The sequence below is a fragment of the Streptacidiphilus alkalitolerans genome, from assembly GCF_042511045.1.
GTDB lineage: Bacteria > Actinomycetota > Actinomycetes > Streptomycetales > Streptomycetaceae > Streptacidiphilus > Streptacidiphilus alkalitolerans.
Genome location: NZ_JBHEZX010000005.1, coordinates 158,426 through 180,155, shown reverse-complemented (window position 1 = coordinate 180,155; position 21,730 = coordinate 158,426). Strand labels below are relative to the sequence as shown.

Below are 21,730 nucleotides of genomic sequence, written 5' to 3'. Positions count from 1 at the left end.
CTATATCGATCCTACTGTTCTCCTCATGGAGACCACGGAGAGCACCGAGATCCGCCCGTTCCGCATCGATGTCCCGCAGGCCGAGCTCGACGACCTGCACGACCGGCTGGCACGCACCCGCTGGGGCAGCGAGGTCCCCGGCACCGGGTGGAGCCGGGGCGTGCCGACCGGGTACCTCAAGGGCCTGGTGGGGTACTGGGCGGACGGGTTCGACTGGCGCAAGGCCGAGGCCGAGCTGAACGAGTTCCCGCAGTTCACCACCACCATCGACGGGCAGAACGTGCACTTCCTGCACGTCCGCTCGCAGAACCCGGACGCGCTGCCGCTGCTGCTGATGCACGACTGGCCCTGCTCCTTCGTCCAGTTCGCCGACGTGATCGGGCCGCTGGCGCAGGACTTCCACGTCATCGTCACCTCCACCCCCGGCACCGGCTTCTCCGGCCCACTGGGCGAGGCGGGCTGGACCACCGGGCGGATCGCCGGAGCGTTCACCGAGCTGATGGCCCGGCTGGGCTACGCCCGGTACGGGGTGCAGGGCACCGGCGGCGGGGCCTGGATCGCGGCCGAGATGGGCCGGCTGGCCCCGGAGAAGGTGGTCGGCGTCCACGTCAACGGCCTGGTCACCTTCCCCTCCGGCGACCCGGCCGAGTTCGAGGGTCTGACCGAGGCCGAGCAGGGGCGGCTGGCCAAGCTGGAGGCCTTCCAGCAGGACGCCATGGGCTTCGTCGCGATCCAGTCCACCCGCCCGCACACCCTGGCCGCCGGGCTGCACGACTCGCCGGTCGGCCAGGCGGCCTGGATCGCGGAGAAGTTCAAGGAGTGGACCGATGCCGCGGCCGAGCTGCCCGAGGACGCGGTGGGGCTGGACCGGCTGCTGACCAATATCAGCGTCTACTGGTTCACCGGCACGGCAGGGTCCTCGGCCAACCTCTACTACGAGGCCGGCCACGACGGGGCTGCCTGGGCCCCCAAGCCGCGCGGCACCGTCCCCACCGGCGTCGCCGTCGCCCTGACCACCGACATCGCCATCAGGCGTTTCGCCGAGCGGGACCACAACGTCACCCACTGGACCGAGCTGGAGCGGGGCGGCAACTTCCTCGCCCTGGAGCAGCCGGAAGCCTTCGTGGCCGACGTCCGGACCTTCTTCGACACGCTCTCCAGCTAATAGAACACTTATTCGAACAAGGCGTACCCTGGAACACATGGCAGTCGTGTTCCAGGGTTCGCTGTTCTCGGAATCGCCGCCGGAGGCCTCCGGTGGCGGCCTCCCGGCGCTCTCCGGCGTGCGCAGGACCGTCCTCGCCCACGGCGCCTGGATCGACCTGCTGCCGGGCTGGCTGCCCGACCCGGACGCACTGTTCGAACACCTGGCGGAGACCGTCCCCTGGCGCGCCGAGGAACGCGAGATGTACGAGCGCGTGGTCGGCGTCCCCCGGCTGCTGGCCCACTACGGCGAGCAGGCCGAACTGCCGCACCCGCTGCTGGCCCGGGCCCGCACCGCGTTGAACGTCCGCTACGCCGCCGAGTCGGGCGGGCCGTTCCGGACGTCCGGGCTCTGCTACTACCGGGACGGCCGCGACAGCGTCGCCTGGCACGGCGACCGGTCCGGCCGGGGCCGGACCCACGACACCATGGTCGCCATCCTCTCGGTCGGCGAGCCCCGGGCGCTGCAGCTGCGGCCCAGGGGCGGCGGCCCGGCCCAGGTCAGGCTGTCGCTCGGGCACGGCGACCTGCTGGTCATGGGCGGGTCCTGCCAGCGGACCTGGGACCACGCGGTGCCCAAGACCGCGCGGCCGGTCGGGCCCCGGATCAGCATCCAGTTCCGCCCGCGCGGGGTGTCCTGAGCAGCGGCGGGTCCTGAGCAGCCGGCAAAGGCGTTCAGGCCGGGATCCTCCGCACCACCGCCTCCGCCTCCTCCGGCGAGAGCTCGATGCCGAACTCCTCCCGCAGCACTGCGGCCACTTCGCCGTCGGGCAGGTCCCGCTTGGTGGCGGCCCGGTCCGGGCGGACGACGGCGAAGTGGCGGCCCAGCAACTCCCGGGTGGCCCGGTCGTCCTTGCGGATCACCACCGGGCGGCGGAGGAAGGGCGAGGCCGGGTGGGTGGCGACGTAGTGGTTGGCCACCTCCACGTCGATCGCGTGCTGCGGCTCCTCGGTGAACCGGTACAGGCGGGCCCACTGCCCGTTCTGCAGCTCGGTCAGCCACCAGCCGTCGGGTTCGGCGTCCCGGACCAGGCGGTAGGTCCAGCCGCCCTGGCTGCGCGGGGCGTCCTCCCGGAACGGCAGCGGCTCCAGCAGCCCCGACCCGAAGCCGACGTCCGCGAGCCACTGCTCCCCGCCCTCGCCGGCCACCTTGAGCACCAGGTGCGACCGGGCCCTTGGCCGCAGCGGATCGTCCCCGGTCCTGGCCAGCAGCCGCCGCACCCGGAACCCGGCGCGGGTCAGCACCGCCGCGAACAGGGTGCCGTGCTCGAAGCAGTACCCGCCCCGGCGCTGCCCCACCAGCTTCGCCTGCACGCTGCCGAGGTCCACCCGGATCCCGCGACCCAGCATCAGGTCCAGGTTCTCGAACGGGATCGCGGCGAGGTGCGCCCGGTGCAGCGCGGTGAGCACGGCCCCGTCCGGACGGAGCCCGCCGGTCCAGCCGATCCGGCGCAGATACGCGTCCAGATCGAGCGTCCCGGTCTCCCACTCGTCGTACTCGGCCTGATCGTCGGTCATGACGTGCATCGTCACACAGCAACGCGCTGAAGTGGACGGGAACCGACCGGTACCGGTTCCGGCGGAGGTGTGATCCCGGACGTCAAGAACCCGTCAAGATTGCCGGGATCATGCAGTGCGACCCGCCGCCCCGCGCTGTCAATCTGTCCCTCGGCCAGGTACGGCCGTGGTGGTCGTACCGGTCACTGCAGGGGCGGAGTTGGGGCACGGTGGGCGGCTTCATCGGGGTGGTGACGGGCTTTCCCACCGCAGTCTTCAGCTTCGCTCTCGTGGTGGTCGTCGGGTACTGGGGCCTGGTGCTCATCGGGGGAGTCCACCTCCACGGCGGGGGACACGGTGGGGGACACCAGGGCCACGGGGGAGGTACCCGTCACGGCGGCCGGCACGGTCACGGGGGACTGCAGCGCACGCTGGGCCTCGGCGGAGTCCCGGTCACAGTGGCGGTGTCACTGCTGATCGCCTTCGCCTGGTTCAGCGCGCTGGCCGGAACGGTGCTGCTGGACGGCAGGCACGGGGGCGTCCTGCTGCCGGCGGCACTGGTCGGGGGATGGCTGGGGGCACGGGTGCTGGCCTGGCCGCTTCGGCGGCTGATGCCGGCCCCCGCGCCGCCGCCGTCCCGGCTGGACTTCGTCGGCCGGGGGTGCGTCATCCGCACCGGCCGGGTCGGCCCCGACTTCGGCCAGGCCGAGGTCCGCGCCGAGGACGGGTCCTCCGCCGTGGTGCAGGTCAGGCAGAGCGCGGACGACGCCACCGGCGCGGGCAGCGTGCTGACCTCGGGCGCGTACGCCCTGATCTACGACTACGACGCCGAGGGCGAGTTCTTCCGGGTCATCCCGGACCTCCCTGCCCTGCTCTGAGACACCCTCACATTCTCGTACCGCTCGCTCGCACCAGTCCGGAGAAGGACCAGCCATGTCTGTTGTCACGATCGGAATCGGCGTGCTCGTCGCCGTCCTCCTGCTCATCGGCCTGGGCACGCTGCTGCTCTTCGGCCGCCTGTTCCGCAAGGTCACCCAGGGCGAGGCCCTGATCGTCTCCAAACCCAAGCACGTCGAGGTCACCTTCACCGGCGCGCTGGTGATCCCGGTGCTGCACCGTTCCGAGGTGATGGACATCTCGGTGAAGACGATCGAGATCACCCGCACCGGCCGCGAGGGCCTGATCTGCCAGGACAACATCAGGGCCGACATCCAGATCACCTTCTTCGTCCGGGTCAACAAGACCGCCGAGGACGTCATCAAGGTCGCCCAGGCCATCGGCACCGACCGGGCCAGCCACCAGGAGACGATGCAGACCCTGTTCGCCGCCAAGTTCGCCGAGGCGCTGCGGACCGTGGGCAAGCAGCTGGACTTCGTCGAGCTCTACACCAAGCGCGAGGAGTTCCGGGACCGGATCATCGGCGCCATCGGCACCGACCTCAACGGCTACCACCTGGAGGACGCGGCGATCGACCACCTGGAGCAGACCCCGCTGGTCCAGCTGGACCCGGCGAACATCCTGGACGCCCAGGGCATCCGCAAGATCACCGAGCTGACCGCGCTGGAGCACATCCGCACCAACGACTTCCAGCGCAACGAGGAGAAGGAGATCACCCGGCAGAACGTGGACGCCCGCGAGGCCGTCCTGGAACTGGAGCGCCGCCGCTCCGAGGCGGAGATCCGGCAGCGCCGCGAGGTCGACACGCTGCGGGCCAAGGAGGAGTCCACCACCTCCCAGGTCCAGGAGGAGGAGCGGCTCAAGGCGCACAGCGCGCTGCTGCGCACCGAGGAACTGCTCGGTGTGCAGCGGGAGAACCAGCAGCGGGAGATCGCGGTGGCCGAGAAGAACCGCGAGCGGGTGATCGCGATCGAGACCGAGCGGATCGAGAAGGACCGGTTGCTCGAGGTGGTGAACCGGGAACGCGAGGTCGAGCTCTCCCGGGCCGGCAAGGACAAGCAGCTGGAGGTGGAGCGCCGGGGCGTCGCCGAGGTGGTCCGCGAGCGGGTCGCCGTGGACCGCACCGTCGCCGAGCAGGAGGAGGAGATCAAGCGGGTCCGGGTGGTCCAGGAGGCCGAGCGCACCCGGCAGGCGGTGGTCATCGCCGCCGAGGCGGAGGCGCAGGAGTCGCTGGTCAAGGACATCAAGGCGGCCGAGGCGGCGGAGCAGTCCGCGCACTTCCGGGCCAGGGAGCAGCTGGTGCTGGCCGAGGCCGGGCAGCAGAGCGCCGAGCTGGAGGCGAACGCCGCGGTGCGGCTGGCCGAGGGCGCGCGGGCCACCGCGGGTGCGGCCGGACTGGCGGCGGCCGAGGTGTCGGAGCGTCAGGCGCTGGCCGACGCGGTCGGGATCCGGGCCCGGTTGGAGGCCGAGGCCGAGGGGTTGAGCCGGAAGGCCGAGGGCATCCAGAAGGTCGGCATGGCCGAGGCCGCGGTCGCCGAGCAGAAGGGGATCGCGGACGCCGCCGGGATCAGGGAGCGGCTGCTCGGCGAGGCGGCGGGCCTCAAGGAGAAGGCGGCGGCGATGGCCGCGCTGGACGAGTCCTCCCGCACCCACGAGGAGTTCCGGATGCGGCTGGCGGCGGAGAAGGAGATCCGGCTGGCCGGTCTCGACGTCCAGCGCCAGGTGGCCGAGGCGCAGGCCGCGGTGCTCGCGGCCGGGCTCGAGAGCGCCGACATCGACATCGTGGGCGGCGACAGCATGTTCCTGGAGCGGCTGGTCGGCGCGGTGTCCTTCGGCAAGGGCATCGACGGGGCAGTCCAGAGCTCGGACACCCTGCAGGCGCTCGGCGCCGAGTGGCTGAACGGGGAGCGGAGCTTCGGCACCGACGCCACCGAGGTGCTGGCCGCGCTGGGCAAGGGCGGCCCGATGAACCTGCTGGCACTGCAGCGGCTGCTGCACGGCGGAGCCGACGCGCCCGCCGGGGACATCGCCGCCCCGCTGCTCAACGGCACCTCCAAGTAGCCCTGCCACAACACGCGTTACCAGAACCCGCACTGAACGAGGAGTCGGAACAGCCATGGGCGTCGAGGACGGCACCTACCAGGTACTGCGGGCCCGGCTCGCCGACCGGGCCGCCGAGTTGGGGCGGCGGGTCGCCGCACTGAACGCCCGGCGGCAGCAGGTCTTCGGCGCCGCCCCGCTGGAACTGGCCGGATCCGTCCGGCTGCGTACCGCAAGCGAGGCGCTGACCTGCGGGATCGTGGTGGTACGGCCCGGCGTCCTGCTGCTGGGGACGTCCGCGCCGACCCTGGCCGAGGGTCTGCTCTCGCTGCACACCCCGGACGGCGAGCCGGTCGAACCGGCCGCCGTCCCGGGCCTGCTGGACGACGAGCGGTTCCAGCACGACCTGGCCGAGCTGCTGCGCTACTACCGGGACGCCCGGCTGGTGGACCTCTGCCGGACCGCCGCCGGGCGGCTGCTGGCGGTCTTCGCCACCGACCCGGCCGGGTCCGATCTCCGGGTGCTGCGCTGGCAGGTGACGGACGGTCAGGTCAGCTACCTGGACAACTACGGCGAGCGGGACCTGCCCCGGCCGCCGGCCTTCGAACAGCTCGACTGGACCCTGACCGACCGCGAGCAGTACCGCGACAACCGGGTGCTGACCGGCCCCGAGGGCATCACGGTGGCCACCACCGGGGGCCGGCTCACGGTCCAGGCCGCCGACGGCCGGCTGCTGCACCAGGAGCCGGTGGACGAGCCGCTGCAGAGCCTCGCCGACGCCGAGATCGCCTACGCGCCGCTGACGCCGCTGCTGCTGCTCCGGGTCCGTCCCTACAACGAGGCGGAAGACCGCTACCTGGTCGTCAACACCCGCACCGGCGCGGTCCGCCGCCGGGACACGCTGGCCCAGGGCTGCCGGCTGCTGCCCGCCGAGCAGGGCCTGATCTTCCCCGGCGGCTACGAACTCGCCGACGGCACCCACCGCGGCTTCCGCACCGAGACCTCCGGGCTGCGCTTCGACGCCGTGGTCGCCTCGCCCAACGGCGAGGACCTGCTCTACGTACTGCGCCGCCCCGGCCGCTCCCAGGTACTGCTGCTGCCCTGGAACACCCTGCGCCGGGAGGCCGCCGCACCGCTCTACGGTGCGGGGCACGCGCTGCTCGCGGACGGCGCGCTGGTGCTGCTCAAGCCCGCGCAGGAGCCGGTGCGCAGCCACGACGTGCAGCTCTGGCGCACGCCCTTCAGCACCGCCGAGTACGCCGCCGCCCAGCCGGTCGGCAGCGGGCCGCTGGAACGCATCGGCAACGCCGACCTGGTGCGCGGCATCGCCGACTGCCTGGACGTGGTCCGCACCGCCGAGGCTGCCGCCGGGGCCGCGTCGGACGCCGGGGCTGCCTCGGCCGGCGGGGCGGTGCTGGACGGGGTGCTGCTGGAGGTCTGTGCCAAGGCCGTCGACCGGCACCACTGGCTGGCCGACACCGGACTGCTCGAACCGCTGGCCGAACTCCGGTCCGCCGCAGAGCAGATGGGCGCCGAACAGGCCCGGATCGGCGCCCTCGCCGCCCGCGCCGCCGCAGCCGTCGCCGAGGCCGGGGAGCAGGCCGCGGCGCTGCTCCGCCGCTCCCAGGGCGAGCCCCCCAGCAGCGCCGACGGCTGGACCGAACTGCTCACCGAGCTGCGCCGGGCCCAGGGCCGGACCAGCCTGCTGCGCGAACTGCCGCAGCTGGACCCGGTGGCGCTGGAGGCGGTCGAGGTCACCCTCGCGGGGGAGCTCGGTTCGGCCACCACTCGGGCCCTGGCCTACCTCTCCGACCCCGGCGCGGACGCCTTCGCGGCACCGCTCGCCGCCGCCAGGGCCGCCGCCGACGAGGCCGCCGCCGTGGACACCGCCGCCGCGGCCACCCGGCTCGCCGACCGGCTGGCCGAGCAGGCCGACGCCCTGGCCGGGGTCACCGACCTGGTCACCGGCACCCTGACCGAACCGGCGGACCCCGGGGCCGCCGCCGCGGCGACCGCGGTACTGCTCGCCATCGGCGAGGTGCTGGCCGCCGTCAACCGGGCCCGGGCGATCCTGGACGGACGCCGCCGCACCCTGCTGGACAGCGAGCACCGGGCCGGGTTCGCCGCCGAGTCCGCGCTGCTGGCCCAGGCCACGACCGCCGCCCTGGCCGCCGCCGACACCCCCGCCGGGGCCGACGACCAGCTGGCCAGGCTGCTGCTCCGGCTGGACGGCCTGGACGCCCGCTTCGCCGAGGCCGAGGACCTGGCCGAGCAGTTGACGGTCCGTCGGGAGGAGGTGCACCAGGTCTTCGCCGCCCGTCGGCAGACCCTGCTGGACCAGGCCGCCGCCCGCGCCGACCGGCTCGCCGCCTCGGCCGCCAGGGCGCTCACCGCCCTCGGCCGCCGGCTGGCCGGGCTGCGGGACCCGGCGGAGGTGCACACCGCCCTCGCCGCCGACCCGATGGCGCTGCGGGTCCGCGCCGCCGCCGCCGAACTGCGCGAACTCGCGGACCCGGTCCGAGCGGCCGAGCTGGAGGACGGACTCACCGCCGCCGCGCAGTCGGCGGTCCGGGCCCTGCGCGACCAGGCCGACCTCTCCGCCGACGGCGGCGCCACCGTACGGCTCGGCCGGCACCGCTTCGCCGTGCGCCGGGAGCCGCTGGAACTGGCCCTGCTCCCGGACCGGGACGGCGAGGGCTTGGTCTTCAGCGTCACCGGCACGGCCTACCGCCGGGCCGCGACCAGCCCCGGACTGCTCGCCGGGCGACCGTTCTGGAACCAGCCGCTGGTCAGCGAGTCCCCGGAGCTCTACCGCTCCGAGTACCTGGCCGCCTCGCTGCTCGACGCCTCGGCGCTGGACTCCTCGCTGTTGGACTCCTCGCTGCTGGACGTCGCCCCCGGCGAACCGCTGCTGCCGCTGGTCCGCCGGGCCGCGGAGGGGGCGTACGACGAGGGCTACGAGCGGGGCGTGCACGACCAGGACGCGGCGCTGATCCTCGGCGCACTGCTGCGGCTGCGCGCCGGGGCCGGGCTGCTGCGCTACCCCGCCGTCCAGCGCGCCGCGGCCCAGCTGTTCTGGGCCTACGGCGCCGACGAGACCGCCCGGGCCGGCTGGCAGCGCCGGGCCCGCTCGCTCGCGCTGGCCCGCAGCACCTTCGGTCCCAGCCCGGCGCTGGCCGACCTCGCCGCCGAACTGTCGGACGCGGTCGGCGCGTTCACCGCGTCGCGCGGGCTTCCGGCCTGTCCCGCCCGTCCCGGTGCCGGGGCCTACCTGCTGGAGGAGCTGGCCGCGGCACCGCAGGGCTTCGCCGGCAGCGCCGCCGCCCGCACCCTGGTCGACAAGTTCCAGCACACCCTAGGCAGCTCCCAACTCACCGACGACCTAAGGGACCTGGGCCCCGACCTGGCCGCCCGGCACCAGCTCGCCACCGCCTGGCTCGGCTCCTACGCCCAGGCCACCACCACCGGCCCGGACGACCTGGCCGAGGCCACCGCCCTGCTCTGCGCCCCCGAGCTGCCCCGCTACGAGCTGACCGCCCCGCTGGCCGAGACGGTCGAGGGCCTGCTCGGCCACCACCCCCGGATCCAGGACGGCAGGCTCACCGTCCGCATCGACGAACTGCCGCTCCGGGCTCAGGAGTTCCGGGAACTCCGGGTTCCGGCCCACCGCGCCTTCCAGCGACAGCGCGCGGTGGCCCTGGAGGCCGAGCGCTCCCGGCTCCGCCTGGACGAGTACCGTCCCCGTCCGCTGGCCGGATTCGTCCGGAACCAGCTGATCAACGAGGTCTACCTGCCGCTGATCGGCGACAACCTGGCCAAGCAGCTCGGCGCCGCCGACTCGCGCACCCCCGACCGCAGCGGCCTGCTGCTCCTGCTCTCCCCGCCCGGCTACGGCAAGACCACCCTGCTCGAATACGTCGCCGACCGGCTCGGACTGCTGATGGTGCACGTCGACGGCCCGGCCCTCGGCACCGGCACCACCTCGCTCGACCCGGACCGGGCCCCGGACGCCGCCGCCAGCCGCGAGCTGGAGCAGATCGTCTTCGCACTGGAGGCCGGCAGCAACGTGCTGCTGCACATCGACGACATCCAGCACCTCTCGCCGGAACTGCTGCAGAAGTTCATCCCGCTCTGCGACGCCCAGCGCCGGATCGAGGCCGTCAGCGACGGCGTCGCCCGCAGCTTCGACCTGCGCGGACGCCGGTTCGCCGTCTGCCTGTCCGGCAACCCCTACACCGGCTCAGGCAGCCGGTTCCAGATCCCGGACATGCTGGCCAACCGCGCCGACGTGTGGAACCTCGGCGAGGTGCTCACCGGCCGGGAGGAGCTGTTCGCGCTGAGCTTCCTGGAGAACGCGCTCGCCGCCAACCCGGTGCTGGCCCCGCTCGCCGGGGGCGACCCGGCGGACCTCAGGCTGCTGGTCCGGATCGCCTCCGGCGACCCCGCCGCCCAGGCCGACCAGCTCTCCCGTCCGCTGCCCGACCTGGACCGGACCCTGGCCGTGCTCACCCGGCTGCGCCGGATCCAGCAGACCGTGCTCGCGGTGAACCGCGCCTACATCGCCTCCGCCGCCCAGCAGGACAGCAGCCGCACCGAGCCGCCGTTCCTGCTCCAGGGCTCCTACCGGACCATGGCCGCCCTCGCCGCCCGGGTCGACCCGATACTCGACGACGCCGAACTGGAGGCGCTGGTGGACGACCACTACCTGGCCGAGGCGCAGACCCTGGGCGCGGCGGCGGAGGCCAACCTGCACAAACTCGCCCTGTTGCGGGGGAGGATGACGCCGGATCAGCAACGACGCTGGGCCGCCCTCACCGCCGACTACGCCGCGCCCTGACCCGGCGCGGGCGTCGGTGTGGGTGACGGTGACGGCGTTGACGTCGGTGTGGGTGACGGTGACGGCGTTGGCCAGCCCATCAGCCGGGCGCCCAGCGCCGCCGTCTCCAGGGTGTAGCGCTGCAGCGCGTCGTCCGGGTCGAGCCCGCTCAGCTGGGCGATCCGCTCCAGCCGGTACGACAGCGCCCGGACGCTCAGCCCCAGCCGCCTGGCCGCCTCCGCCGCGACATAGCGGGACTCGGCGTACGCGGCCAGCGTCTCCAGCAGCGGCTTCGCGCCGCCCCTGGCGGTGACCAGCGGGCCGAGCACGCCGTGCACCAGGTCCTCCAGCGCCTCCCGGTCCCGCAGCAGCACCGGCAGCACCAGCAGGTCCGCCGCCCGCAGCAGCCGCCCCGGCAGGTTCAGCCGGTTCGCCTGCTCCAGCGCGTTCCTGGCCTCCTCGTACGAGCGGACCACCCCGCCGGGGCCGCTGTGGGGCCGGCCGACCACCACCCGGCGCCCCTCGGTCAGCGCCGCGAACGCCTGCACCGCCGGGGCCTCGCCGGGACCGCTGGGGACGATGCAGACCAGCCGCCCGTGCTTCACCGCGAGCAGCACCTCCTGGTCGCCGAAGCGGCCGAGCAACTGCCGCTCCACCCCGCGCACCAGCGGGTCCTCCAGGTCGTAGCCGTCGCCCTCGGCGACCGCGACCACATGCCCGCAGGCCAGATTGAGCCCGAACCGCTCCGCGTGCTCAGCCAGTCGGCCCTGGTCGCTGCGGCTGCTCAGCAGATCGGCCAGGAACTCCCGCCGGGACGCCTCCTCCTGGTGCAGCCGCTGCCGGTAGGCCCGTCCGTGCCCGGCGGCCAGCGCGGCCACGGCGGCGCGCAGGGCGGCCAGCGACGCGGCGTCCACGGTCCGTCCGACCCAGACCGTGCCGGTCGCGGCCAACTGCTCGTCTATCAGCTCGGCCAGGCCCTGGCCGGTCGCGGCGGCCAGGTCGCCGGCCTCCCGCAGCTGCTCCAACTCCTCGCGCCGCAACCGCCGTCCGGTCGCGGCGACCTCGCCCAGCACCTCGGTCCATCCAGCGGACACCACGCGTTTTCCCCCCAAGCCCACCAGCCGACGCGCCAGGTTAACCGCTGCAGTGAGCCGGCCTCGCACCGGCACCCTCCGTCCCGGTCTCCGCCTCCGGGCAACGATTCGGGCCCGGATGGACTCCCTAAGGACGAGGAGGTGCTCATGGGAGTCCAGAAGAACGACGAACGGGACGACGAGTTCCACCAGTTCGTCACGGCCGCCTGGCCGCGACTGCTGCGGACGGCGTTCCTGCTGTCAGGGGACCGGCACACGGCCGAGGACCTGGTCCAGGCCACCCTGGAACGGTCCTACGTGGCCTGGTGGCGGGTCAGCCGGGCCGACGACCGCGACGCGTACGTCCGCCGGATCCTGCTGAACGAGCACGCCCGCCGGTTCCGCCGCCGACTGCGCGAGCAGTTGGTCACCGCCGTGCCCGAACGCCCCGCCGAGGGCGGCTTCGGCCGGGTCGACGACCGGGCGGCGCTGCTCGCCGCCCTCGCCGCGCTGCCGCCCCGGCAGCGGCAGGCGGTGGTGCTGCGGTACTGGGAGGACCTCAGCGAGTCCCAGGTCGCCGCAGCGATGGGCTGCTCGGTGGGGACCGTGAAGAGCCAGGCGTCCAAGGGCGTCGCCAAACTGCGGGCCGTCTTCCTGCCGGCCGGCGTCACCAGACTGGGAGGAGCGGCATGAACGCCGACAGCAGCACCGAGGGACCGTCCGGCGCCGGACTCGCGCAGGACCTGTCCGACCTGGCCTACAGCATGGAGATCAGCCCCACCCCGTACCAGGACGTGCTGCGCGGCGGACGCCGTCGGCGCAGGCAGCGGCGGGTGCTGCTGGCCGCGGCCGGCACGGTGGCGGCCGCGGCCGTCCTCGGCGGCACCCTGGGCGTGGACCTGTCCGCGGGCCCGGCCCGAGGAGTCACGGTCGCGGTCGCCCCCAGCGCCCCCGCCCCCAGCACCCCCGCCGCCGGCCACAGCGCCGGCACGGCCGCCGGAACCCCTTCGACGCCGCCCGCCCGCGACCCGATGAAGCCGGTCACCGTCCTGCTGGCGCAGGGGACGTCCGGCGGCAAGACCTGGAAGGCCTGGGCCGACCTCTGGCCGGCCGTCGACCAGCAGCACGCCCTGCAGCAGCTGCAAGCGATGTACACGGTCCGCCACGCGGCGATCCCGCAACTGCCGTCGGCCACCCAGAGCGACGCCGACCGTTCCTGGCAGCCCGACACCGACACCGTCGACCTCTACCTGACGCTGGACGGAAAGCGCCTGGTGGACGATTCCGTGCACACCAGCCCCGCACCCGGCAGCACCACGCTCACCAGCACCCGGCAGATCAGCGGCGACTCCCTGGAAGGCACCCTGCTCGGCTTCAAGGGCGGTGAGATGGGCTCCACCCCGGTCCTGCTGGCAGCGGTCGGCAGCGACGCCGCGAAGGTCGTCGTCACCTGGCAGGACGGCAGCACCTCCCACCCCGCCATCGTCACCGCCGGCGGTTCCCCGGTCCGCTGGTTCTCCGTGGCGCGCAAGCCCGGCCAGTCCGACCGCTCCATCAAGGTCTACGACGCCCACGGCAAGCTCCTGCTCACCGACACCACCTGGTTCCACTGACCCGACCCGAAACCCGCTGCGGGCATCGGCCATCAGTTGATGAAGGCGTCCAGCGCCGTCTTCAGGATCTCCGCGCTGGTCACAACAGAGGCGACTGACCCGATGGAGAGACTCAGAAGATCCAAGGTCTCCCTGATTCGACGGCGATCGGGAGCAGCACTGCGCAGCTCTTCGTCAATGCGGGAGACAGCTTCACGGCAGTTGTCGATGCTGTGCACGTCGCTGGAATGGGCGTCCAACTCCGCCCGGAGTTCCGCCAGTCTCCCCTGGGCGGCCACGACGCGAGGGTCGTCGCTGCCGCCACCGGCGACGTATGTGTTGCGCATGTCGCGGCCGACTCGTCCTGTGTTGATTTGATTGCCTTGACCAGAGACGGCGACGCCGTCGCTCGATCGGTCGTTTCCTCGCCCGAATCGCATGATTTAGTCTTCCTTCTTCGATCCGTCAGCGGGGTTTGGCCCGCCGACTCGATTAGTCATGTCCCCGCCGACCTTGCCGGTGTTGACCTGGTTGTTGTCACCGCTGATGAAGTTCTGGGTGATCTCGACTGCCTGGCGCTGGAACTCCCCCGTGGCAAGGCCGTGATCGGCGAGGAATGCGCTCACAGTGCTGAACATGCGGGCTTGCAGGATCGACACGTAGCGTTGTACGTCCTCCCTCTGGTGCATATCCGGGGGTTCGAACTGGCCACAGTGCTCGCGGAGGCTTACCGGCAGCCCGTCGTCCTTCTCCATCACAACCGCGAGGGACAGTTCGGCCGCGTTGAGCAGTCCGAGGCCGCGACCGATGTGGTTGTAGAGCCGTGCAGCGAGCGCGATGGTGTCGCCGCAGGCGTGGAGCGGCGTTGCCGCCAGTCTCCCCACCAGCTCGAAGCCTTTGGTCGGCTGGCCGTTTGCCCACCCGCTCAGCGGTGCCAGGATGTGCGGCCTGGTGACGAAGTGGAGCGTCTTTCCCTCCAGCGCAGCATGCGCGAATACCGTCACGACTATCTGGCCGTCCCAGCTGACGACCTGGGCGGCAAGATATCGGCGGGAGAAGTGGCCGGTCGGTGGCTGTCGGGCCTCGGCACGCATCTCCGCTTTCTCCGGCCATGCAGCCTTGGGATCACCGTGGCCTCGCGGGTCAGATCCTTCCACCGCGCCGGGGGAACGCTGAGGAATTCCGCCACGTCGCAGTTGGGGACCGCATGGGTTTCGACCAGGACCCCGCGAAGGTCTTCCAGTTCGTCACGCACCTTGTCGAGCAACTCGTCGGCCTCGAACTTCTGATAGCCGTCGGGGCCGGTATCTCTGAGGTCGTCGTCTGCGTCGCTGCGCTCGTCCGCCGTACGGGCTGGCGTCAGCTGAATACGGGCAGCCCCCGGGCGCGAGGCGTTGAGTCCTGCACCGACGAACCTGTCGATCCCGCCCTCGGTGCTGTAGGCGATGCTCTGCCACATCTCGGTGACCGCACAGTTGTCGATTCTCCTTACGGCCCGCGGCGAGAGGCGTGGTCGCATCGCAATGCGTTCGCGCGTGGGTCGAACGGATTGTGCATAGGCCTGGGTGGTCAAGCGGTCCACCAGGTACACGACGGACACTGCGATCAACAGCTCCAGCGTGACATGTTCCCCGTCTCTGACCGCTGCGTAGAGCACTGCCTCGTGCGGTCGACCGACGACCCACAGGCCGTAGGCTGCTACCGCGACCAACACCAGGGACACGAAAGAATGGCGGGCCCACCGCAAGACCACCTTGCCCCGCGGCCCTCGAGAGAACTGCCAGAGCAATACGAGAACAGTGATTGCCGCCAGTCCCCGAAGATGGTGCGCTCCTAGCCAGACCAGCGCTCCGACCAGGGCCAGCGAGCGAAGCGTGCGTTGTCGGCGAGCTGAGATGCTGTGGGTGAGTACGAGTGCCAGTCCGAAGCCGAACGATGGAACGGGCCGTTTTCGCGCATAGAGCACGTTCTTAAGGGCCCACTTCGCCAAGCTTTCGCCCGTCCGGTCATCCAGGGTACGAATTGGCCGGGGCATACGGCCTTGTATTCGGTCCTGCCATCTGCCTAACCAATCCAGCGCCTGGCCGATCCGGTTGACGCGTTCGTGCACGGCGCCGGCCATTCTCCGCGACACGGTGTTCGTCGCTGGAACCTCATCCCGCTGTGCGTAGTCAGTCCGAACCGGCCTTGCTCCAGCGACGTAGTCGGACCGTCCCCCGAGGCTGCTGTCCACCGGTACCTGCGGCCCGGGCCCTGAGCCCACTAAGCCGATTTCGTCCGGACTGTCGCTGTTGGGCGGGATGCCACGCCATGGCAGCAACGGCATACGCCTACCTCTCCCTCGGCGGGTTGCATCCACCGCAGGACGGCCAGAAGGAAAATTGACGCATGTTCACCATCGGGCAGGCCAGGAGGCGGTGTTGCGACCGGGGAGGGCCGTCCATCCGGCGGGCCTGGGCCTGGGCCGACAGGACGGCTCCCCGCGTCGGCGCAGTGGGCCGCCTGAGGGGCGGAGCGGAACTGGTGCGTCTGACATGCTGAAGGTCCATCGAGAGGGGCCGCGGCGATGCAGTGGAAGATCCATGGGGAACGCCCGATCTACGAGAACCCTTGGGTGAACGTGTGGTTGGTCGATGTCGAACAGCCGGACGGACACCGCTGGGAGCACCACGTGCTGAAGCTGCGCCACCTGGCAGTGGCGGCTGTGGTGAACGATCAGAGGCAGGTGCTGATGATGTGGCGGCACCGCTTCATCACCGACTCCTGGGCGTGGGAACTTCCGATGGGACTGATCGAGGCCGATGAGACGGCGGCCGGGGCCGCAGCGCGGGAGGTGCTGGAGGAGACCGGCTGGCGTACTGGTGAGATGAGGCCGCTGATCTACGCTCAGCCCGCGAATGGCATCACCGATTCCGAGCACTTCGTCTTTCGCGCGGACGCTCTGGAGTACGCCGGGCCGCCGACGGAACGCAATGAGTCCGACCGTCTGGAGTGGATCGCGCTGTCCGATCTGCGAGGCATGATCGATCGCCGGGAGATCGTCAGCAGCGGATCCCTTGTGGGCGTGCTGTACCTCTTGCTGGATGAGGCGGGACTGTAGTCAGCCCGTCGCTTCTCTCAACCGTTCTTCCAGTTCCATGACTGGGCGGAAGGAGTGGAAGGGCGCGAGCAACGGACGGAGTTCGTGCAGGTGCCCTGTGACGCGGGGGGAGTCGACGGCAAGGGCCAGGTCCAGGGCCTCGGTTGCCGTGCTGCATGCCGCCTCGACCTGGCGGCGTTGCAGCTGGGTCTTGGCCAGCCAGAACGAGTGGAAGGCCCTGCCCCGCAGGTTCGTCTCCGGCTCGCTCCGGAGGGCTTGGTGGATCAGCGGCTCGGCGGCGTTCGCGTCGCCGAGCTGTCCCAGGGCGATACCAGTGTCCACGGTGAGCTTGGTCTGGTCGAAGTAGTGCACCCAGGCCGGGTCTTCGTCGGTGGGGCCGATGCGTCCGAAGTGGTGTTGGGCTTCGTGGATGGCAGTGTGGGTGGCTTGCCGGTCATGTGTGCTGGCGTGGCCGAACGCCTCGCGGATGGAGAGCATCGCCATCAGCCGCGGGGTGCCTCCATCGTTGCGGGCCGCATCCTGGGCGGCGCGTACCAGGGTGACGGCCTCGGTGGCCCGGTCCTGGTAGGTGGCCTGCAAGCTCAGGCAGGCGAGCACGTTGGCGGTGAACGTCCGGTCCTCGATGGCACGAGCCAGGCGTAGTGACTGGGTGAAGTAGGTCCGGGCGGTGCTGTGCTGACGGGCGTCGAAGTACGTCCACCCGGTCAGGCGCGCCAACTCGGCTGCGATTCCGCGGAGGACCCGCCGGTAGTGGGGATCCGTGGTGTCGTCCAGGACGCCCAGGACGTATCTGAGCTGGCCGATGACGGCTGGACGCAGAGCCTCGCCGCCGTGCTCGTCGTCCCTGCGCCAGTAGTCCTCGATCGATGTCTGCAGGGACCGCAGTGTGCCGGGGGTGACCTTGGTGTTCGCGGCGATGGCGAGGATGTCGTCCAAGTCGTTGGTTCGCGACTCGACAGAGTGCGGGGGTCGAAACACTTCTTCTGCTGCGCGGGTCTGTGGTCGGCATGGGCTGGGTATCCTCGGTTGCTCCCATGCGCGTGCGGCCAGTCCGAGCATGTGCCCCGGGATCTGTAAGCCGTCGGCGATGCGCTCGATGACGTTCATGTTCGTGATCTGACGCTGTCCTGAGAGGACTTCGCCCACTCGGCTGGGGGTGAGTTCGCACAGCCGGGCGATGCGGGAGGCGTGGGTGCCGGCCTTCGACTTCGCCAGGCTGAAGATCCTCGTGAAGTCCCTGGCGGCACAGGCGGTGACCATCTCCGGGTCCGCGATAAGGCGCCGGGGCAGACCCGGTGGTGTCGTGGGTTCGGTCATGTCCGACGCCCCTTTGTCGATCGTCGCTCACCGTCACACGAGATCACTGACCGCGAGTTTACCCATTGTGGGTACACATGCTGGCCTTATCCCCGAACGGGACGCCAGGCAATTCTGAGACTCCCCCGGGGATTCCCGAGGGGGCACCGAAGAGGGATGCCGTGCCGCGCTCGACGGTGCGTCGCGGCGTCGAGCACCTGGCGAAAGGTTCCCTGCGATGCCTGCCACCACACCCACCTCCGCCCGGGGTCCCTACGGCTTCCGGGTGCTGCCCAGCCCCGTCGAAGTGACCGACGCCGATACGGACATGCCCCACGTCGCCAACGCCGGATGGGATTCCACGCGGGACCGAGGTCTGCTTCTGGTCGATGCCCTGGCCGCCGAGTGGGGAGCCGAGCCCGAACCTGGTGGCAAGCGTGTGTGGTTCGAGGTCGGCGACGATGCCGCCACCTGCAGCGACAAGCGCCTGACAGCCCTGGTGAGAGCGGCGACCTCCAGCATCGGCACCCACGCCGCACTGCAGGCCAGCGCATGACCAGGTCACCCTCTACCACCACGTCGCCGTTCGATGCCCCACAGATCGGTGACCTGGTCACCGACGAGGGCGGCCAGGAGCTTGTCGTCACCGACATCCGAAGCGGAACCAGGGTCGTTCGTCCCCTCGTCGGCGGCAGAGAGCGACCTGTCCAGGACGCCGCTGCGTTGACCCTTGTTGCGCGCCGCGGCACGTGGGGCGACAGCCCCGGCGATGGGGGACAGCGATGAGCGGTCGCCACGCCAGACCCGACCCCGTGACGATCATGCTGGCGGGCACCTGGATCGCGGCCGGCAGCGCACTCCTGGTGTGCCTTGGCCTCTGCGTCCGCGAGTCCCTTCCCAACGGGCCAAGCCAAGCATCTCGGCCAGTTCCGGCTTCGATGCCCGACGCACTAGCGCCGGAGAGCTGAGATCCGGGCGCAGCCCGCGTGACGAGAGCGGCCCGGCCTTCGATGACTCCCTTGCACAGCTCGCGCCCACCCGAGTAACGGGTCGAGTCACTCCTGCTTCCCGCTGCACGCCCGCAGAGGGAGAACCGAAAGAGGAAGGAGCACGAAGTGGCAGAAGACACGACACCGCAGAGCAGTCTGCTGGTGGCGGTGGAGGAACTGACCTCCGTCCACGACCGGTACGACGGTCTGCGGTCCGACAACTCGGGCAGTTCTGGCGACGCGCCGTGGCCTGGCGGCGACGGCAACCTGAACGACACCGAGTAGCGGCAGACGGCGGGGGTCCGCATGCTCCAACCTGCGGACCCCCGCCGGCCCCTGGCACCACACCAGCGAACCCACCAGGAGGGAACCATGGAACACCGGCTGACCAGCGCCATCGAGACAGCACTCGGCTGGAACGGCGCGCAGGAACTCGGAAACGGCTTCGTGCGAGGAACCATCGACGACCCGGAACTGCTCACCCGCGTCCTGACCCCGAACCGCATGCTCGACATCGTTATGCGCAGGAGCCTGAACCGTCCGCAGTTCCGTGCTTTCCAACGGGGCGACGAGGTGCACCCCGCCGTCTACTTCACCGACAGTGTCAGCCCCCGGGGTCAGAGCATTCCCATGGTCGACATGCGGCGCCTGGGGGGCCTCCTGCGCGAGGGCGCCACCCTCATCCTCGACCAGGCCAACGTCTTCGACCCCACGATGGAGGTCGCGTGCCGGGCACTGCAGTGGTGGGCCCACGAACGCGTCCAGGTCAACGCCTACCTGACGACGAACGACGCCTCCGGCTTCCCGCTGCATTGGGACGACCACGACGTCATCGTCGTCCAACTGGCCGGCGAGAAGCAGTGGGAGGTCCGCGGCACGTCCCGGGCCGTGCCCATGTACCGGGACGCGGACCCCAACTACACCCCGAGCCAGGACATCGTCTGGGCCGGAGTCATGCAACCCGGCGACGTGATGCACATCCCACGGGGCCACTGGCACCAGGCGACCCGTGACGGCCGTGGAGCAGGGAACAGCCTGCACGTCACGTTCGGGATCACCAAGCGGACCGGCGCGAGCTGGCTGGCCTGGCTGGGGGACTGGTGCCGTGAGAACGAGATCTTCCGACACGACCTGGACCGCTGGCACGGAACCGGCAGCGAGGCGTTGACCGAGGCAGCCGCCCGACTGGTGCGCGAGCGACCCCCGGGCGAGTTCCTGGACGCGCACGGACAGGAAGCGACGCCCACCCGGCACGTGCCCTTCCTGGGCATCTTCGGCCCGCTCGACTCGGTGGTCTGCGCATCCCACTTCCCCCCGCAGATCATTGAGAACGATGAGGACGTCGTCGTGCTGGCCCTGGGAAAGAAGCTCACGTTCGCGGCCAAGGCCCTTCCCGCTCTGCGGCTGCTGCTGAGCGGCAGGCCCGTCCACCTGGCCCATGCAGCGACAGTGGCCGGTGCCGAGGTGACAGAGGTCGCCGAGATCCTGGTGGAGGAGCAGATATGCGCGCCGCTTATCCCCGAGTTGTCCTTGGGCTACACCGGTCTCGTTACCAGCGAAGCCTCCTGACCGACGCGCTGGAGCTGGGTATCGACGCCATCGACACCAGCTTCAACTACCGCGACTTCACCGCCCACAACACCCTGGCGCAGGTCGCAGGCGATGTCCTGCCGCACCTCACGCTCTCCACAAAGGTCGGCTACTTCCCTGGACCGAGCGCTTCCGAGCACTCCCTGGACCCGGCCCGACTGCGGGCCGCACTGGAGCAGACCAATCGCGACCTGGGACGACCCCCGGACCTCGTCTTCCTCCACAACCCAGAAGCCTCCTTGCCCGACGCCACGGAAGCCTCCGCCGACGCACTGAAACGAGCGTTCGCACTCCTAGCCGATGCCACAGCACAGGGCTTGTGCCGAGCCTGGGGCGTCGCCTCCTGGAACCCCCGCCCCTTGACCGACCTGGCCCTCCAGCGGGCACCGCAACCGTCCGTCCTCATGGTCCGCGCCGGCTTGCTGGTCGGATCCGACACTCTGACCGCGGCCGAAGCACTCGCTGCGCGGTGGGATCTGCCGCAAGAGGCTCTGTGGGGCATGAGCCCCTTCGGCGGCGGCATCCACGACCCGGTATGGAAGGCCGTCGACCCGCGCCTATTCCTCCAAGACCCGACCGGCGGCCTGACGCGCGTCCAAGCAGCCTTCCGGACCGCCTACCGCCTACCCCAAGTGAGCACCCTCGCTGTCGGCTCTGACAATCCCGCCCACCTGCGCCAACTGCTCAACGCCCTGAGGCACGAGGTCGACGACCTGGTCGTAGAACAGTACCGAGAACTCCTGCGCGGCAGAGCGCTTCGTCAACGGGCCTGAAGCTCCGCGACGATTCGAGCTGCCTCCAGCCGTGCGGGCTCCACGCGAGGATCCTCGGGGTGTGCGTCCGGGCCGGCGAACTTCGAGAAGGCGAACAGCGTCATCAGCATGCCGTCCCGGCTCTCCAGATCGCCGCGCCGCTCCCGACGTACGCGGTCGGCCAGCGCCGGGACGGCGAGCGAACTTCCCCACAGCGACGCGGAGTCCAACCCTTGGGGCGCATTGCCCCAGTCCTCCCAGTCGAACAGGCAGAATTCCGGACCGCTCACATTGGCCCAGTTCAGATCCGCGTGGGCGGGAACCCAGGTGCTGATGGCTGTGTCGAACCCGCTGCCGAATGCGTTCTGGACAGCCTCGGTGACCACGGGCTGTGTGATCAGCACCGTGTCCGGTGTGGCCACGCGCGACGTGTGCTGGGCCGCCAGCGCATCCAGGGACGCGTTCAATGCCCGCCACCAGGCTTCTGACAGTTGGGGATCAACGGCAAGCACGCTGGACCCGATCGGCGCTCCCGGCAGGAGGGACGTCTCGTCGGCCCGCCACATTGCGGGCGCAGCCCGGTCCCGCCAAGCGACGGCCGCGCACCACGCGGGCTTGGCGATCCCGTCCAGAACTGCGGCGCACTCCGTGCCGTTCCAGCCCTGTGTTCCGATCCGGTCGAGCCCTCGACGTTCGATCCGGACCCAGCTCTGCCGGTCCGTGCGCGCGCCCACCGAACGGCGCTTGCGCACCACCGTCTCCCGGTCCATGTGCACGTGAAGGGCCTGCTCAACATGCTCCAGGACGTCCTCGACCGACTCGACCCGCAAATCAACGGCAGTGCCGCCTGAGACCGAAAGCGTCATGTCAATGACCGTAGCAGCG

Annotated in this window: 19 protein-coding genes; 12 read left to right on the top strand and 7 right to left on the bottom strand. The window is 71.1% G+C overall.

The features are described from left to right. The first annotated feature begins 25 nt into the window (after positions 1-25). Complete coding sequence (locus ACEZDG_RS13025) at positions 26-1,165, top strand: epoxide hydrolase family protein (RefSeq protein ID WP_380507405.1); 1,140 nt, start codon at positions 26-28, stop codon at positions 1,163-1,165. 37 nt (positions 1,166-1,202) lie between these two features. Further along, entirely contained in the window at positions 1,203-1,844 is a 642-nt protein-coding gene (locus ACEZDG_RS13020; RefSeq protein ID WP_380507402.1) for an alpha-ketoglutarate-dependent dioxygenase AlkB, read from the top strand. A 34-nt stretch (positions 1,845-1,878) separates the two neighbouring features. On the opposite strand, the gene ACEZDG_RS13015 is transcribed toward ACEZDG_RS13020, so the two are convergent. Continuing rightward, on the bottom strand, positions 1,879-2,721 hold the full coding sequence (locus ACEZDG_RS13015; protein ID WP_380507399.1) for an arylamine N-acetyltransferase family protein: 843 nt from the start codon (positions 2,719-2,721) through the stop codon (positions 1,879-1,881). Positions 2,722-3,158: 437 nt separating this feature from the next. On the opposite strand from ACEZDG_RS13015, the gene ACEZDG_RS13010 reads away from it, so the two are divergent. Genes ACEZDG_RS13010 through ACEZDG_RS13000 form a run of 3 tightly spaced genes read left to right on the top strand, consistent with a single transcriptional unit; the run spans position 3,159 to position 10,474 of the window. After that, the gene (locus ACEZDG_RS13010; RefSeq protein WP_380507396.1) at positions 3,159-3,578 is read left to right on the top strand and encodes a hypothetical protein; all 420 of its coding nucleotides are present in this window, start codon (positions 3,159-3,161) and stop codon (positions 3,576-3,578) included. 55 nt (positions 3,579-3,633) lie between these two features. Continuing rightward, positions 3,634-5,658 (top strand): SPFH domain-containing protein, encoded by a 2,025-nt coding sequence (locus tag ACEZDG_RS13005; RefSeq protein WP_380507393.1) that lies wholly within the window; start codon positions 3,634-3,636, stop codon positions 5,656-5,658. Between the two features lie 55 nt (positions 5,659-5,713). Next, the gene (locus tag ACEZDG_RS13000; RefSeq protein ID WP_380507391.1) at positions 5,714-10,474 is read left to right on the top strand and encodes a DNA repair ATPase; all 4,761 of its coding nucleotides are present in this window, start codon (positions 5,714-5,716) and stop codon (positions 10,472-10,474) included. Here ACEZDG_RS13000 and ACEZDG_RS12995 read toward each other — a convergent pair. Then, entirely contained in the window at positions 10,459-11,547 is a 1,089-nt protein-coding gene (locus ACEZDG_RS12995) for a PucR family transcriptional regulator (protein WP_380507388.1), read from the bottom strand. The genes ACEZDG_RS13000 and ACEZDG_RS12995 overlap by 16 nt on opposite strands. A 147-nt stretch (positions 11,548-11,694) precedes the next feature. On the opposite strand from ACEZDG_RS12995, the gene ACEZDG_RS12990 reads away from it, so the two are divergent. Both ACEZDG_RS12990 and ACEZDG_RS12985 read left to right on the top strand, forming a co-directional pair. Continuing rightward, positions 11,695-12,219 (top strand): SigE family RNA polymerase sigma factor, encoded by a 525-nt coding sequence (locus ACEZDG_RS12990; protein ID WP_380507385.1) that lies wholly within the window; start codon positions 11,695-11,697, stop codon positions 12,217-12,219. After that, on the top strand, positions 12,216-13,139 hold the full coding sequence (locus tag ACEZDG_RS12985) for a hypothetical protein (protein ID WP_380507382.1): 924 nt from the start codon (positions 12,216-12,218) through the stop codon (positions 13,137-13,139). The genes ACEZDG_RS12990 and ACEZDG_RS12985 overlap by 4 nt, the downstream gene beginning before the upstream one ends. Positions 13,140-13,171: 32 nt before the next feature. On the opposite strand, the gene ACEZDG_RS12980 is transcribed toward ACEZDG_RS12985, so the two are convergent. From ACEZDG_RS12980 to ACEZDG_RS12970, 3 genes are read right to left on the bottom strand one after another with little or no spacing between them, the layout of a single operon-like run. Then, positions 13,172-13,558, bottom strand: a complete 387-nt coding sequence (locus ACEZDG_RS12980) for a DUF5955 family protein (protein WP_380507379.1) — start codon at positions 13,556-13,558, stop codon at positions 13,172-13,174. A gap of 3 nt (positions 13,559-13,561) precedes the next feature. Then, positions 13,562-14,122: a hypothetical protein gene (locus tag ACEZDG_RS12975; protein WP_380507376.1), complete on the bottom strand. Its 561-nt coding sequence runs from the start codon at positions 14,120-14,122 to the stop codon at positions 13,562-13,564. A 2-nt stretch (positions 14,123-14,124) separates the two neighbouring features. Further along, entirely contained in the window at positions 14,125-15,228 is a 1,104-nt protein-coding gene (locus tag ACEZDG_RS12970; protein WP_380507374.1) for a hypothetical protein, read from the bottom strand. 456 nt (positions 15,229-15,684) lie between these two features. Between ACEZDG_RS12970 and ACEZDG_RS12965 the strand changes: the two genes are divergently transcribed. After that, the gene (locus ACEZDG_RS12965; RefSeq protein WP_380507371.1) at positions 15,685-16,218 is read left to right on the top strand and encodes an NUDIX hydrolase; all 534 of its coding nucleotides are present in this window, start codon (positions 15,685-15,687) and stop codon (positions 16,216-16,218) included. Here ACEZDG_RS12965 and ACEZDG_RS12960 read toward each other — a convergent pair whose 3' ends face one another. Further along, the gene (locus tag ACEZDG_RS12960) at positions 16,219-17,535 is read right to left on the bottom strand and encodes a hypothetical protein (RefSeq protein WP_380507368.1); all 1,317 of its coding nucleotides are present in this window, start codon (positions 17,533-17,535) and stop codon (positions 16,219-16,221) included. A 217-nt stretch (positions 17,536-17,752) separates the two neighbouring features. Here ACEZDG_RS12960 and ACEZDG_RS12955 point away from each other — a divergent pair, with 217 nt between their 5' ends. The 4 genes from ACEZDG_RS12955 (at position 17,753) to ACEZDG_RS12940 (ending at position 20,866) form a co-directional block, all read left to right on the top strand. After that, on the top strand, positions 17,753-18,070 hold the full coding sequence (locus ACEZDG_RS12955; RefSeq protein WP_380507365.1) for an ATP-binding protein: 318 nt from the start codon (positions 17,753-17,755) through the stop codon (positions 18,068-18,070). A gap of 559 nt (positions 18,071-18,629) precedes the next feature. Beyond that, a complete protein-coding gene (locus ACEZDG_RS12950) occupies positions 18,630-18,788 on the top strand; it encodes a hypothetical protein (RefSeq protein ID WP_380507362.1) in 159 nt (52 codons plus the stop codon). Positions 18,789-18,875: 87 nt separating this feature from the next. Next, entirely contained in the window at positions 18,876-20,072 is a 1,197-nt protein-coding gene (locus ACEZDG_RS12945; RefSeq protein WP_380507359.1) for a JmjC domain-containing protein, read from the top strand. Next, a complete protein-coding gene (locus ACEZDG_RS12940) occupies positions 20,006-20,866 on the top strand; it encodes an aldo/keto reductase (protein ID WP_380507355.1) in 861 nt (286 codons plus the stop codon). The genes ACEZDG_RS12945 and ACEZDG_RS12940 overlap by 67 nt, the downstream gene beginning before the upstream one ends. Here ACEZDG_RS12940 and ACEZDG_RS12935 read toward each other — a convergent pair. Beyond that, positions 20,854-21,711, bottom strand: coding sequence for a hypothetical protein (locus ACEZDG_RS12935; RefSeq protein ID WP_380507352.1), 858 nt, complete (start codon positions 21,709-21,711; stop codon positions 20,854-20,856). The genes ACEZDG_RS12940 and ACEZDG_RS12935 overlap by 13 nt on opposite strands. Positions 21,712-21,730 lie beyond the last annotated feature (19 nt).

Bases quoted from the DNA above. Each gene is read 5' to 3' on its own strand.
- ACEZDG_RS13025 (WP_380507405.1), top strand. From the start codon at position 26: ATGGAGACCACGGAGAGCACCGAGATCCGCCCGTTCCGCATCGATGTC.
- ACEZDG_RS13020 (WP_380507402.1), top strand. From the start codon at position 1,203: ATGGCAGTCGTGTTCCAGGGTTCGCTGTTCTCGGAATCGCCGCCGGAG.
- ACEZDG_RS13015 (WP_380507399.1), bottom strand. From the start codon at position 2,721: ATGACCGACGATCAGGCCGAGTACGACGAGTGGGAGACCGGGACGCTC.
- ACEZDG_RS13005 (WP_380507393.1), top strand. From the start codon at position 3,634: ATGTCTGTTGTCACGATCGGAATCGGCGTGCTCGTCGCCGTCCTCCTG.
- ACEZDG_RS13000 (WP_380507391.1), top strand. From the start codon at position 5,714: ATGGGCGTCGAGGACGGCACCTACCAGGTACTGCGGGCCCGGCTCGCC.
- ACEZDG_RS12990 (WP_380507385.1), top strand. From the start codon at position 11,695: ATGGGAGTCCAGAAGAACGACGAACGGGACGACGAGTTCCACCAGTTC.
- ACEZDG_RS12985 (WP_380507382.1), top strand. From the start codon at position 12,216: ATGAACGCCGACAGCAGCACCGAGGGACCGTCCGGCGCCGGACTCGCG.
- ACEZDG_RS12980 (WP_380507379.1), bottom strand. From the start codon at position 13,558: ATGCGATTCGGGCGAGGAAACGACCGATCGAGCGACGGCGTCGCCGTC.
- ACEZDG_RS12965 (WP_380507371.1), top strand. From the start codon at position 15,685: ATGCAGTGGAAGATCCATGGGGAACGCCCGATCTACGAGAACCCTTGG.
- ACEZDG_RS12960 (WP_380507368.1), bottom strand. From the start codon at position 17,535: ATGACCGAACCCACGACACCACCGGGTCTGCCCCGGCGCCTTATCGCG.
- ACEZDG_RS12955 (WP_380507365.1), top strand. From the start codon at position 17,753: ATGCCTGCCACCACACCCACCTCCGCCCGGGGTCCCTACGGCTTCCGG.
- ACEZDG_RS12945 (WP_380507359.1), top strand. From the start codon at position 18,876: ATGGAACACCGGCTGACCAGCGCCATCGAGACAGCACTCGGCTGGAAC.
- ACEZDG_RS12940 (WP_380507355.1), top strand. From the start codon at position 20,006: ATGCGCGCCGCTTATCCCCGAGTTGTCCTTGGGCTACACCGGTCTCGT.
- ACEZDG_RS12935 (WP_380507352.1), bottom strand. From the start codon at position 21,711: ATGACGCTTTCGGTCTCAGGCGGCACTGCCGTTGATTTGCGGGTCGAG.